At 70.8% G+C, this 12,629-nt stretch carries 13 protein-coding genes; 5 read left to right on the forward strand and 8 right to left on the reverse strand.

The window, feature by feature from the left end:
- Positions 1 to 27: 27 nt before the first annotated feature.
- Positions 28 to 2,712 carry an aconitate hydratase AcnA gene (acnA, locus tag AB0I45_RS02905; RefSeq protein ID WP_295687360.1) on the reverse strand — a complete coding sequence of 895 codons (2,685 nt, stop codon included), beginning with the start codon at positions 2,710 to 2,712 and terminating at the stop codon, positions 28 to 30.
- Between the two features lie 339 nt (positions 2,713 to 3,051).
- Between acnA and AB0I45_RS02910 the strand changes: the two genes are divergently transcribed.
- Entirely contained in the window at positions 3,052 to 3,267 is a 216-nt protein-coding gene (locus tag AB0I45_RS02910; protein WP_265808761.1) for a hypothetical protein, read from the forward strand.
- A 122-nt stretch (positions 3,268 to 3,389) separates the two neighbouring features.
- On the opposite strand, the gene AB0I45_RS02915 is transcribed toward AB0I45_RS02910, so the two are convergent.
- Together AB0I45_RS02915 and AB0I45_RS02920 are read right to left on the reverse strand one after the other, a co-directional pair.
- Positions 3,390 to 4,691 carry a TRAM domain-containing protein gene (locus AB0I45_RS02915; protein ID WP_295687362.1) on the reverse strand — a complete coding sequence of 434 codons (1,302 nt, stop codon included), beginning with the start codon at positions 4,689 to 4,691 and terminating at the stop codon, positions 3,390 to 3,392.
- The gene (locus AB0I45_RS02920; protein ID WP_295687365.1) at positions 4,691 to 6,616 is read right to left on the reverse strand and encodes an APC family permease; all 1,926 of its coding nucleotides are present in this window, start codon (positions 6,614 to 6,616) and stop codon (positions 4,691 to 4,693) included. Before AB0I45_RS02920 ends, AB0I45_RS02915 begins: the two co-directional genes overlap by 1 nt.
- Positions 6,617 to 6,754: 138 nt before the next feature.
- Between AB0I45_RS02920 and AB0I45_RS02925 the strand changes: the two genes are divergently transcribed.
- Together AB0I45_RS02925 and AB0I45_RS02930 are read left to right on the forward strand one after the other, a co-directional pair.
- Positions 6,755 to 7,426, forward strand: a complete 672-nt coding sequence (locus AB0I45_RS02925) for a TrkA family potassium uptake protein (RefSeq protein ID WP_137319923.1) — start codon at positions 6,755 to 6,757, stop codon at positions 7,424 to 7,426.
- Positions 7,423 to 8,175 carry a TrkA family potassium uptake protein gene (locus tag AB0I45_RS02930; protein WP_137319924.1) on the forward strand — a complete coding sequence of 251 codons (753 nt, stop codon included), beginning with the start codon at positions 7,423 to 7,425 and terminating at the stop codon, positions 8,173 to 8,175. Before AB0I45_RS02925 ends, AB0I45_RS02930 begins: the two co-directional genes overlap by 4 nt.
- Here the strand turns inward: AB0I45_RS02930 and AB0I45_RS02935 are convergent.
- The 3 genes from AB0I45_RS02935 to dut all read right to left on the reverse strand — a co-directional run bounded on the left by AB0I45_RS02935 (position 8,161) and on the right by dut (position 9,973).
- Positions 8,161 to 8,445: an OB-fold nucleic acid binding domain-containing protein gene (locus AB0I45_RS02935; protein WP_137319925.1), complete on the reverse strand. Its 285-nt coding sequence runs from the start codon at positions 8,443 to 8,445 to the stop codon at positions 8,161 to 8,163. The two genes, AB0I45_RS02930 and AB0I45_RS02935, sit on opposite strands and share 15 nt — an antisense overlap.
- A gap of 123 nt (positions 8,446 to 8,568) precedes the next feature.
- The gene (locus AB0I45_RS02940) at positions 8,569 to 9,423 is read right to left on the reverse strand and encodes a DUF3710 domain-containing protein (protein ID WP_295687379.1); all 855 of its coding nucleotides are present in this window, start codon (positions 9,421 to 9,423) and stop codon (positions 8,569 to 8,571) included.
- 52 nt (positions 9,424 to 9,475) lie between these two features.
- Complete coding sequence (gene dut / locus AB0I45_RS02945; RefSeq protein WP_137319927.1) at positions 9,476 to 9,973, reverse strand: dUTP diphosphatase; 498 nt, start codon at positions 9,971 to 9,973, stop codon at positions 9,476 to 9,478.
- Positions 9,974 to 10,035: 62 nt separating this feature from the next.
- Between dut and AB0I45_RS02950 the strand changes: the two genes are divergently transcribed.
- Complete coding sequence (locus tag AB0I45_RS02950) at positions 10,036 to 10,497, forward strand: DUF3093 domain-containing protein (protein ID WP_295687385.1); 462 nt, start codon at positions 10,036 to 10,038, stop codon at positions 10,495 to 10,497.
- A gap of 138 nt (positions 10,498 to 10,635) precedes the next feature.
- Here the strand turns inward: AB0I45_RS02950 and AB0I45_RS02955 are convergent, their stop codons facing one another.
- The gene (locus tag AB0I45_RS02955; protein WP_137319929.1) at positions 10,636 to 10,935 is read right to left on the reverse strand and encodes a DUF4193 domain-containing protein; all 300 of its coding nucleotides are present in this window, start codon (positions 10,933 to 10,935) and stop codon (positions 10,636 to 10,638) included.
- 266 nt (positions 10,936 to 11,201) lie between these two features.
- Here AB0I45_RS02955 and AB0I45_RS02960 point away from each other — a divergent pair, with 266 nt between their 5' ends.
- Positions 11,202 to 11,432: a hypothetical protein gene (locus AB0I45_RS02960; RefSeq protein ID WP_137319930.1), complete on the forward strand. Its 231-nt coding sequence runs from the start codon at positions 11,202 to 11,204 to the stop codon at positions 11,430 to 11,432.
- Between the two features lie 63 nt (positions 11,433 to 11,495).
- On the opposite strand, the gene AB0I45_RS02965 is transcribed toward AB0I45_RS02960, so the two are convergent.
- Complete coding sequence (locus AB0I45_RS02965; protein ID WP_295687390.1) at positions 11,496 to 12,617, reverse strand: ferrochelatase; 1,122 nt, start codon at positions 12,615 to 12,617, stop codon at positions 11,496 to 11,498.
- Positions 12,618 to 12,629: the final 12 nt, after the last annotated feature.

The following is a 12,629-nucleotide window of genomic DNA, read 5'->3' on the forward strand; positions in this document are numbered from 1 at the left end:
CGGCCGTCTGCGCCTCAGCGCAGGCGATCAGTTCTCGACGAGCGAGCGCAGCACGTACTGCAGGATGCCGCCGTTGCGGTAGTAGTCGGCCTCACCCGGGGTGTCGATCCGGACCACCGCGTCGAACTCGACGGTGTCGCCGCCGCCCTTCTTCGCGGTGACCTTGACCGTCTTCGGGGTGGAGCCCTCGTTGAGCGCCGTGACCCCGGAGATGTCGAAGGTCTCGGTGCCGTCGAGGCCCAGGGTCTCGGCGGACTCGCCGGCGGGGAACTGCAGCGGCAGCACGCCCATGCCGATGAGGTTCGAGCGGTGGATCCGCTCGAAGCTCTGCGCGATGACCGCGGACACGCCGAGCAGCTTGGTGCCCTTCGCCGCCCAGTCGCGCGAGGAGCCGGTGCCGTACTCCTTGCCGCCGAGCACGACGAGCGGGATGCCCTGCTCCTGGTAGTTCACCGAGGCGTCGTAGATCGTCGTCTGCGGGCCGCCCTCCTGCGTGAAGTCGCGGGTGAAGCCGCCCTGCACGCCGTCGAGCAGCAGGTTCTGCAGCCGGATGTTGGCGAAGGTGCCGCGGATCATCACCTCGTGGTTGCCGCGGCGCGAGCCGTAGGAGTTGAAGTCCTTGCGCTCCACACCGTGCTCCACCAGGTACTTGCCGGCCGGGGTGTCGGCCTTGAAGGAGCCCGCCGGGGAGATGTGGTCGGTGGTGACCGAGTCCCCGAGCAGCGCGAGCACGCGCGCCCCGGAGATGTCCTCGACCGGCGAGGTCTCCTTGGTCATCCCGTCGAAGTACGTGGGCTTGCGCACGTACGTCGAGTTCGGGTCCCACTCGAAGGTGTTGCCCTCGGGCGTGTCGAGCTGCTGCCAGCGGGCGTCGCCCTCGAAGATCGTGCCGTACTCGGTGTCGAACATCTCGGTGTCGATCGAGGAGTCGATGACCGACTGGATCTCCTCCGGGCTCGGCCAGATGTCCTTGAGGTAGACGTCCGCGCCCTCGGAGTCCTGGCCCAGCGGCTGGTTCTCGAAGTCGAAGTCCATGGTGCCGGCCAGCGCGTAGGCGATGACGAGCGGCGGCGAGGCCAGGTAGTTCATCTTGACGTCCGGGCTGATGCGACCCTCGAAGTTGCGGTTGCCGGAGAGCACCGCGGTGACGGAGAGGTCGTTGTCCTGGATCGCTTCGGAGATCTCGTTCTCGAGCGGGCCGGAGTTGCCGATGCACGTGGTGCAGCCGTAGCCGACGACGAAGAAGTTCAGCGCCTCGAGGTCGTCGATGAGGCCGGCCTTCGTGTAGTAGTCGGTGACGACCTTCGAGCCCGGGGCGATCGAGGTCTTGACCCACGGCTTCGAGTTGAGGCCCTTCTCCCGCGCGTTGCGCGCGAGCAGACCGGCGGCCATCATCACCGAGGGGTTCGAGGTGTTCGTGCACGAGGTGATCGAGGCGATCGCCACCGCACCGTTGGCCAGGTCGAAGCTGCGGCCGTCGGGCATCGACACCGCGGCCGACTTGGCCTCGTCGCCGGGACCCACGTAGTTGTGGATGTCCTTGGCGAACTGCGACTTGGCGTCGGTGAGCTCGATGCGGTCCTGCGGACGCTTGGGCCCGGAGATCGAGGGCACCACGGTGGACAGGTCGAGCTCGAGGTACTCCGAGTACGCGATCTCGGCGTTCGGATCGTGCCACAGGCCCTGCTCCTTGGCGTAGGCCTCGACGAGCGCGATCTGCTCCTCGGAGCGGCCGGTGAGCTTGAGGTACTCGACGGTGACGTCGTCGATCGGGAACATCGCGGCGGTCGAGCCGAACTCGGGGCTCATGTTGCCGATCGTCGCACGGTTGGCGAGCGGCACGGAGCCCACGCCCTGGCCGTAGAACTCGACGAACTTGCCCACCACGCCGTGCTGGCGGAGCATGTCGGTGATCGTGAGCACGACGTCGGTCGCGGTCACGCCCGAGGGGATCTCACCGGTGAGCTTGAAGCCGACGACGCGCGGGATGAGCATCGAGACCGGCTGACCGAGCATCGCGGCCTCGGCCTCGATGCCGCCGACGCCCCAGCCGAGCACGCCGAGGCCGTTGACCATCGTCGTGTGCGAGTCGGTGCCGACGAGGGTGTCCGGGTAGGCGCGCGTGACGCCGCCGACCTCGCGGGCCATGACGACGCGGGCGAGGTACTCGATGTTGACCTGGTGGACGATGCCCATGCCCGGGGGCACGACCTTGAAGTCGTCGAACGCGGTCTGGCCCCAGCGGAGGAACTGGTAGCGCTCACCGTTGCGCTGGTACTCGATGTCCATGTTGCGCTCGATGGCGTCCTCGGACCCGAAGGCGTCGATCTGCACCGAGTGGTCGATGACGAGCTCGGCCGGAGCCAGCGGGTTGATCTTCGCCGGGTCGCCGCCGAGGTCCTTGACGGCCTCGCGCATCGTGGCGAGGTCGACGATGCACGGCACGCCGGTGAAGTCCTGCATGACGACGCGGGCGGGGGTGAACTGGATCTCGGTGTCGGGCTCCGCCTCGGGATCCCACTGGGCGAGCGCGGTGATGTGGTCTGCGGTGATGTTGGCACCGTCCTCGGTGCGCAGCAGGTTCTCCAGCAGCACCTTGAGGCTGAACGGCAGCTTCTCCGATCCTTCGACCGCCGAGAGACGGTAGATCTCATAGGACTTGCTGCCGACCTCCAGGGTGCCCTTCGACGTGAAACTGTCGACGTTGCTCATCGTGACTCCTTAAGTTCATTGGCACGCGATACCCGTTTCGCTCGGAAACCTGGCCGATGGGGCCTTTGCGCCGAATTAGGTGACACAAATGTTTCCGAAGATATCTTGACGTCAAGATAAATCGTATCGCATTCGGCCCTCGGTATCCACCGCCCCTGGGCTGTCCGGAAGCGGGTTCCCCCTCGTCCGGCGGGACCGCCTGGCCCTGTGCGATCGGTGGGAAAACCCCCGGGTGCGGAATCTTCCGGGGCGCGAGAATCGTTGTACGCAGTGAACACGCCGTCCCCGACCGGGCCGGCCGGCGCACCCCGCGCCCATGACCGACCACAGGAGGAACCCATGGATCCCATCACTCTCGGCGCCGGCTTCGGGTTCGGCGCGCTTCTGCTCGGCCTGCTCTTCGCGTGGATCTGCCGCAAGGTGGCCCGCGGCAAGAACCGCTCGACCTTCTGGTGGGGCATCTGGGGCTTCCTCTTCACCTGGGTCGCCCTCATCGTCGTCGCGGTGCTCGACTCCAAGGCCCCCGAGCGCGGGTACGCCGTCTCCTACAGCTGAGGCCGCGCCGCTCGGCCGGACCCTGCCGCCGGGGCCGCGAGCACAGCGCCCCATCCGAGCCTCTCGGGCGGGGTGCCGTCGTGTCCCGCCGCGCAGCACTGCCCCTCGCGGGCCGCGCAGCGCTACCGCTCGAGGACGCTGAGGAACTCCGCGTGGGCGGTGAGCGGGAACAGATCGAAGCCCCGGGTGCGCACGAGCCGGAATCCGCCCTCGACGAGCGCGCGGGCGTCCCGGGCGAAGGTCGCCCCGTCGCACGACACGTAGACGATCCGCTGGGCCGAGGAGTCGAGGAGCAGCCGCACGACCTCCGGCCCCACACCGGCGCGCGGCGGGTCGAGCACCACGGTGTCGGCCTCCGGCAGCGCGGACAGCTCCTCGACGCGGGCGACCCCGAACTCCAGCGGCAGACCCGCCGCGGCGTCCCGGGCGCTCGCGATCGCCGTCGCCGACCCCTCGATCCCGGTCACGGGGATCCCGTGGGTCTCGGCGACGGCGACGGAGAACAGACCGGCCCCGCAGTAGAGGTCGAGCACCCGGCGCGCGCCCGCGGTCTCCGCGACGACCCGCTCCGCGAGCACCGCCGCGGCGTCGACGTGCACCTGCCAGAAGCCGTCCGCGGCGATCTCGAACCCGCGGTCGATCCCGGCGACCCGGTGCCGCACCCGGCCGTCGCCGGTCAGCTGGCGCAGCTCCGTCCGGGCGCGGCCGCCCCGGTTCCGCCGGGCGCCCCGGCTGCGGACGAGGAGGCTCCACTCCCCCGCAGCGCCGGCGAGCGCGCCCTGCAGCGCGTCCTCGGCCTCCCCGGTCGGTCGTCCGTGGGCGACCACCGCTCCCCCGCCGCTGCCGGCGGCGAGCTCGAGCCGGGAGATCCCGGGCAGCGTCAGCCGGTGCAGGTCGAGCGCATCGAGCTCCGGCACCGCGAGCGGCAGCGTGTCCACCGGGACGACGCGGCGCGAGCGCGCGGCGAGCATCCCCGGCCGGCCGCGCTCGTCGACGGCGAGCTGCACCCGGGTGCGCCAGTCGAGCCCGGTCCCGCCGGCGGCCTCCCGGGGCGCCGCGGCGATCTCCGGCACCCGGTCGAGGCGCCCGAGGCGCGTGAACTGGTCCGCGGCCGCCTGCTGCTTGAGCGCGCGCGAGTGCGCGAGCGCGACGTGGGCGAACTCGATGCCGCCCACCCCGGCCGCACCGAGCGCCGCCCGGCGGTCGGCCACCCGGTGCGGGGAGGCCTCGAGCACGGCCGTGACCTCGGCCCGCAGCAGCCGCGTGCGCTCCTCGGTGATGCGCACGCGCACCGTCTCCCCGGGGATCCCCCCGGTGACGAACACGACGCGACCGTCGTGCCGGGCGATCGACTCCCCGCCGGCGGCCTGCCCGGTGATCTCGAGGACGAGCTCGGCGGGCGCCTCGGCCCCGGTGTCGGTCATCAATGCAGCTCCCTGAATGATTCGGCGTCGACGTCCCCGGCCCGGCGCAGGAGCTGCTCCCGGGCCCGGGTGAAGGACCTGAGCCGCCACGGCACCGTCGCGACGACGACGTTCGGCACGAACAGCAGTCGCGACTTGAGCCGCAGCGAGGTCTGGTTGTGGAGCACGTTCTCCCACCAGCGTCCCACGATGTACTGCGGGAGGTAGACGATGATGAGGTCCCGCGGCGAGCGCCGACGGAGCTCGGCGACGTGGTTCATCACCGGGCGGACGAGCTCGCGGTAGGGCGAGTCGAGGATGGTGAGCGGGACGGGCAGGTCCATCCGGTCCCAGCGGTCCTGGAGCGCCTCGGCGGCCTCCTCGTCGACGGCGACGGTGATCGCGTCGAGGAACGTCGGCCGGCTCGCTCGGGCGTACGCCAGCGCCCGGAGCATCGGCTTGTGGATGTCGGTGACGACGACGACCGCACGGGTGTTCGACGGCAGCGTGCGGGCGGAGACGTCGTCCTCGTCGGGGGCGAGCTCGGAGTCCACCCGCCGGTAGTGGCGGTGGATGAGACCCATGAGGACGTAGAGCACGGCGATCGCGGCGATCGCGATCCACGCCCCGCCGGTGAACTTCGTCACGAGCACGACGGTGAGGACGCCGGCGGTGAGGACGAGCCCGATCCCGTTGACGACGCGGTTGAGCTGCATGCGACGGCGCACCGGGGAGGACACCATGCGCCGGATCCGCACCGTCCAGTGCCGGATCATCCCGAGCTGTCCGAGCACGAACGCCGTGAACACGCCGACGAGGTAGAGCTCGATGAGATCCGGGACCGAGGCGCCGAACACGATGACGAGGACGGTCGCCGCTCCGGCGAGCAGGAGGATGCCGTTGGAGAACGTCAGCCGGTCGCCGCGGGTGGCGAGCTGGCGCGGCAGGAAGCCGTCGCGGGCGAGCCGGGAGGACAGGCCTGGGAAGCCCTCGGTCGAGGTGTTCGCGGCGACGAGGAGGACGAGTGCGGCGACCCCGGCGACGACGTAGAACATGAAGGGGAAGCCGGAGAACACCGCCTGTGCGAGCTGGCCGAGGACGGGATCCTGCTCGAAGTCAGCGGCGATCGGCCGGCCGGCCTCGGCGACGAGCTGCTCCGTCGGGGCGGCGACGTACTTGATGCCGATCCTCGCCGACAGCCAGGTCAGCCCGATGAGCATGCAGGCCGAGAGCGCACCGGTGATGAGCAGGGTGATCCCGGCGTTGCGCCCGCGCGGGGACCGGAATCCGGGCACCGCGGTCGCGACGGTCTGCACACCGGCGAGCGCGACCGAGCCCGAGGAGAACGCCCGCAGCACGATGAACACCGCCGTGAGCCCCATGAGGGCGGTGTCCTCCTCGTCGACCGGCAGCACCGCGTATCCGCTCGTCGCGGCGACCGGGGTGTCGCCGGTGGCCACCCGGTAGGTGCCGACGGCGACGGTGGTGAGCACCGCGAGGACGAACAGGTAGGTGGGGACGGCGAGCATGCGGCGGATGCTCGCGCTGCCGCGCAGCCCGGCGAGGGTGACGACGAGGATGCCCGCGACGGCGATCGCCACCTTGTACGGCTTGACCTCGGGGATCATCGCACCGATGTACCCGGCGAACACCGTCATCGACACTGCGAGCGTGAGGACGAAGTCGACGAGCAGTGAGGCGGCGACGACGAGGCCCGCCCGGGTGCCGAGGTTGGTCCTCGCCACCGCGTAGTCCCCGCCGCCGGACGGGTAGGCCTGGAGGTTGAGCCGGTAGCACGCCACGATGACGAGGATGACGATCCCGACGGCGAGGCCGATCCACGGCGACACGGTGAGGGCGACGAGTCCCGAGAGGGACAGCGCGAGGAGGATCTCGTCCGGGGCATAGGCCACCGAGGAGATCATGTCGGAGGCGAACACCGGCATGGCGAGTCGCCTCGGCAGCGCTTCCCGGCGGAAGTGATCACTGCGGAAGGGCCGTCCGACGAGTAGTCTTTTGACGGCATCGGAGAAACTGCGTGCCACGAGCACCAATGGTAGGGCACGAAGGAAGGGGACCGGCGGATGCACTTCGTCATCATGGGCTGCGGGCGGGTCGGGGCCTCCCTCGCCACCGCGCTCGACGCGGCCGGGCACACCGTCGCGGTCGTCGACCAGGACCCCGAGGCGTTCCGCGCGCTCGGCCCCGACTTCTCCGGGGACACCGTCACCGGCATCGGGTTCGACCGCGACGCCCTCGCCCGGGCCCGCACCGGGGAGGCCTATGCGTTCGCCGCGGTGTCCTCGGGCGACAACTCGAACATCCTCGCCGCCCGGGTCGCCCGCGAGACCTTCGGCGTGACGAACGTCGCCGCCCGGATCTACGACCCCCGGCGCGCGCAGATCTTCGAGCGGCTGGGCATCCCGACGGTGGCGACGGTGCGGTGGACCGCCGACCAGATGATGCGCCGGCTGATCCCGCAGGGAGCGGTCACTGAGTACCGGGAGGCCTCCGGTCGGCTCGTGCTCGCCGAGGTGCACCTCCACCCCGATTGGATCGCCCGGCCGGTGTCGGACATCGAGGCCGCGGTCCCGGCCCGGGTCGCCTACATCACCCGCAACGGCGAGGGTGTCCTCGCCCCACCGTCCATGCTCGTCCAGGACGGCGACCTCGCGCACCTCATGTGTGCCCGGGACGACCTCGATGCGATCATCCGCACGCTCGACCAGCCGCTGACCCAGGAGGACGTGGAATGAAGGTCGTCATCGCCGGAGCCGGCTCCGTGGGCCGCTCGGTCGCCCGCGAGCTGCTCGGCCGCGATCACGAGGTCGTCCTCATCGACCGCAGCTCCGCGGCGGTCCGCCGCGACCGCGTGCCCGGCGCGAGCTGGGTGCTCGCCGACGCCTGCGAGCTCGGCGGCCTGAACGAGGCCGGGCTCGGGCGCGCCGATGTCGTCGTCGCCGCCACCGGTGACGACAAGACCAACCTCGTGCTCAGCCTGCTCGCCAAGACGGAGTTCAGCGTGCCGCGCACCGTGGCACGGGTGAACAACGCGCGCAACGAATGGCTGTTCGACGACAACTGGGGCGTGGACGTCGCGGTGTCGACGCCGCGGCTCATGACCTCGCTCGTCGAGGAGGCCGTCGAGGTCGGCGGGCTCATCCACCTGCTCGACCTGGGGCGCGGGCAGGCCTCGCTCATGGAGTTCACCGTCGGCGAGAAGGCCGAGGTGAGCGGCAGGCGGGTCGGTTCGGTGTCGTGGCCCGCCGACACGGTGCTCGCCGCGATCCTCCGCAACGCCAAGGTCATCGCACCGAGCGCCGACGACGTCATCGAGGCCGGCGACGAGATGTTCTTCATCGTCGCACCCGACCGAGTCGAGGGGCTGAGGGAGCTCCTCGGCGCCGCCGCGCGCACACCCGTGTCCGGACAGCGGGATGCCGGATCGCCTGCGGAGTCCGGCGTCGCACCGCCGGCAGATCCGGGTCCGTCAGTCGGCGGCTGAGGCGATGAGCCGGTAGCCGGGGTTGACGGTGCGCACCTCGCCCTGCTGCCGGCAGAACCGCCCGTCGAGCACGATCGCCCGACCGGCGGCCACCCCGGGGATCTCCCGACGGCCGAGGAACCGGGCTGCGGCCGACCCCGTGCCGTCGCTGATGACGATGTCGAGGCGCGGCGCCTCGTGGGGCAGCGAACGGGTCACCGCGACGATGACGCCGGCCACCCGGGTCTCGGCGCGCAGCTCGAGCTCGCACAGCGGGGTCGCGCCGGGCACCGCGCTGGCGGCGTGGATGTCCGCGTCCGCCTCGGCGTCCTTGTCCGCGCTCGTCCCCCAGCGTTCGAGCAGGCGGGTCAGCGCGTTCAGTGGGTGTCTCCGTCCATGAGTGCGGGCACCAGGTCAGCGGACCTCGGTGATCTCCGGGCCGCGCTCGAAGGGATCGATGTCGTCCCTGACCGCGGATTCGGGTGCGGCGGGCGCCTTGACCGCGGTCGGTTGGGACAGAACGAGCAGGTCGCGCGGCGGCATCGCCTCGGTGCCGCGGTGCACCACGGTGCCGCGGAAGATCTGCACGAGCTCGGCGCGGACGTCCTCGTCGGTGATGGCCTTGCCGGTGAACACTGCGCGCACGAACCAGCGGGGGCCGTCGACGCCGGCGAAGCGGGCGACCCGGGCGGCGGCCTTCCCGTCCTTGGTGCGGACGGGGATGCGGGTGAGCAGCTCGGTGCCGAGCGCGGTGTAGAGCTCGTCGACCGCACCGCCCTTCTGCACGACGTTGTCGCGGATCTGGGTGCGCACGGACTTCCACAGCCCCTCGGAGCGGGGGGCTGCGAAGGCCTGGAGCTGCACGGCCCCGCCCTGGTGGACGAGGGTGACGGCGAGGATGCGGTTGGTGCCCTCCTCGGCGTCGAGCCGGACCTGCATGCCGTCGCGCACCGGGATCTGCAGGGCGCCGAGGTCGATCCTGTTCTCCTCCCCGAACTCCTCCTCGGAGTCCCAGGGGCCGTTGTCGACCCGGTCGAGCGGGGCGGCCTTCGCGAGGTCCTCCTCGTCCTCCTCGGCGGGGTCGTCGAGGGAGCCGTCGTCGGCATCCTCGTCGGTGAGGTCGGACGGCTCGCGCGCGTCGTCGTCGGCCCCGGCGTCGTCCGAGGCGTCGAGCCCGGTGTCCTCGTCGCGCTCGGCGTCGAGGTCGTCGCGCTCCTCGACCTCGTCGGTCGCCGGTGCGGACTTGCGGAAGCGGTCGAAGAGTCCCATGCTGTCCTTCCTTCGGGCTGTGAACTTCACATGATAGTGCGGTGCGTGCGGGTCAGGCGGGGTTCGCCTGCGGGCCGGTGGGCGCGGGGCCGACGGATGCCGCGAAGCCGCCGGTGGAGCCGAAACCGCCTTCCCCGCGGGCGGAGCCCTCGAGGGTGTCGGTGGGAACGAAGTCCGCGTGCACGACGCGCTGCACGACGAGCTGGGCGATCCGGTCCCCGCGGGAGAGCTCGATCGGCGTGCGGGGGTCGAGATTGATGAGGGGGACCTTGATCTCCCCGCGGTAGCCGGCGTCGATGGTGCCCGGCGCGTTGACGATCGACAGGCCGGTGCGGACTGCCAGACCGGAGCGCGGGTGGACGAACGCGGCGAATCCCTCGGGCAGGGCGATGGCGATGCCGGTGGGCACGAGTGCCCGCTCGAAGGGGGCGAGCGTGACGTCCTCCCGGGCGCAGAGGTCCGCGCCGGCGTCGGAGGGGTGCTCGTAGGCGGGCACCGGGAGCGCGGGGTCGAGGCGCCGCAGTGCGATGGTCTGCTGTTCGATGGTCACAGTGCCGCACTCTATCGGTGCGACGGGTGCTCGCCCAAGCCCGGTGTGGGAGAATCGGGGGCATGAGCATCTCCTCCGGATCGGACACCGTCGTGCACTATTCCGAGCGCCTGTGGCCGCCGGTCACGTGGTGGGTGGTGACCGTGCTGCTGTCGGCGATGACCTCATTGATGGTGTACCCGGTGTGGGAACTCGGCGCGTTCATCGTGCCCGTGGTGGTCCTCGTGCTCGCCGCCCTGTGGCTGCGTTCGCTGTCGGCTCCGATCGTCGTCAGCGACGCGGGGTTCCGGGCCGGCCCGGCGCACATCGAGCGGCGATTCATCGCCGAGGCGATCCCCTTCGACGAGCGCGGCTCGTTCGCCGCCCGCGGGGTGCACCTCGATGCACGCGCCTTCCTCATGACCCGCCCGTGGGTGAAGACCGTGGTGCGGGTCGCCCTCGACGACCCGGCGGACCCGACGCCGTACTGGCTGGTCTCGTCCAAGCACCCGCACGAGCTCGCCGCCGCCCTCAACCGGGGCTGAGCGCCGCCGATCGCCGCAGGCGGGAGCGGACGGTCCCCTGCCCCGGGTCCGCCGTCGCGCCGCCGACCGCCGCAGCACGGATGAGGCCGCCTCCCGATAGGGAGACGGCCTTCATGCAGGTGCGGTGGGCGCGGAGGCTCAGCCGGCGCAGTCGGTGCAGATCGGCATGCCGCCGTCCTCGCTCGCCATCTGCGAGCGGTGGCGGACGAGGAAGCACTCCATGCAGGTGAATTCGTCGTTCTGCTTGGGCAGCACGCGCACGGAGAGCTCTTCGTTCGACAGATCGGCGCCGGGGAGTTCGAACCCTTCCGCCGCGACAGCCTCATCCTCATCGACCTGGCTCGCCTGCTGCTGCGTCCGCTGGGCCTTGAGCTCCTCGATGGAATCGTTGCTGAGGTCCTCGTCCTGCTTACGAGGGGCGTCGTAGTCTGTCGCCATGTGGACTGATCACTCTCCGCGAATGGGTGATGGGTGGAAGCGCGTCTCGCGTGCCGCCGGGGTGCGATGTCTCAAGCATTTTGCACTGTGACCTGCGATTTGGCAAGGCAGGTTTGCCCCGAAGTGTGCAGTCTCACTCCCCGGCGGTGAGCCGCCGCTCGCCGCGGCCTGACAGGGACTCTCCTGATCTGGAAGAATGGCGGTGAATCGACCTGCTGTCCGCGGGACCCAGCCGCCACGGACCGCACGCTGCGGAAGGATGATCCATGAGCGAATTCGAGGCCGAGCTCCACCGACACGTGTCCGCATTGCGGAAGCTCATCGCGAGTGCCCGCACCGAGGGCAACGACCTCGCCGTCGATTCGCTCGTCGGGGAGCTCGAAGGGCTCATCGGCCTGGCCGAGCGCAACGACGTCGACACCGCGCAGCTGCAGCAGGTGCTGGCCGCGGAGACCGGCGCCATCCCGATCGTCGCGCCGGCCGACGAACCGAGCTGAGCCGACACCGCGGCGAGGTCCGGCCGGGGGCAGGTGCCGCACCGGCCGGATCAGAGCGCGGGATCAGCCCACGGGCTCCCACTGCGGCAGCACCGGCTTGTCGAGCTTCCCACGGCAGCATTCGATCGAGCAGGCGCCGCTGCCGGGCCCGAGCGCTCCCTGCGGAGTCACAGCCGGCGTCTCGACGTCCTCCCCACGACGCTGTGCGGCGCGCTCGAGCGCGAGGTCGACGAGCCCGGACACGAACTCCTCCTTGAGACCCACCGTCGCGGCCCGCACGTAGGCGAGCCCGAGCTCGGCGGCGGTCTCCGCGGCCTCGGTGTCGAGGTCGTACTTGACCTCCATGTGATCGGACACGAATCCGATCGGCACCGCGATGACGCCCTCGATGCCCTCCTCCTTGAGCTCGGCCATCCGGTCGTTGACGTCGGGCTCGAGCCACGGGATGTGAGGAGCCCCCGACCGGGAGCAGTAGACGAGCTCGGACGCGAGCGGCAGCTCCGCGCCGAGCTCACCGGCGATCCACTCGATGAGCTCCTCGTGCTGGGCCCGGTAACCGCGCGTCATCACCGCCGAGGCGTCCTGCATGGTGTCGGGGATCGAGTGGGTGACATAGAGGACCCGGTGTCGGTCCGGGTCGAGCTCCCCCACCTGCGCGGTGAGGTCGGCGATCCCGCGGCGCACGCACGCGAGCTCGGCCGCGGCGAACCCGGGGTGGTTGTAGTACTGCCGGATCTTGTCGAACTCGACGGCGATGCCCTCCTCTGCGAGCGCCGTCGTCGTCTGCGCGAAGTCCTCCCGGTACTGCCGGCAGGAGGAGTAGCTCGAGTAGGCGGAGGTGTCGATCGCGAGGAAGCGGGTGAAGCCGTGCTCCCGATGCTGATCACGCACCACATCGGTGAGGTAGGGGTCCCAGTTCCGGTTGCCCCACACCACCGGGGTGTCGATCCCGCGGGTGGCGAGCTCCGCCTGCAGTGCGGCGAGGAGGGCCCGGTTCTGGTCGTTGATCGGCGACTTCCCGCCGAACCCGTAGTAGTGCTCACCGACCTCGACGAGCCGCTCGTCCGGGATCCCGCGGCCGCGGGTGACGTTCTGGAGGAACGGGAGCACCTCCTCCTCGGACTCGGGTCCGCCGAAGGACATGAGGACAAGGGCATCGAAGGGCGCGAGGCTGGAAGTAGTCACGCGCCCCAGTCT

The organism is Brevibacterium sp. NPDC049920 (assembly GCF_040656435.1).
Lineage (GTDB): Bacteria > Actinomycetota > Actinomycetes > Actinomycetales > Brevibacteriaceae > Brevibacterium > Brevibacterium pityocampae.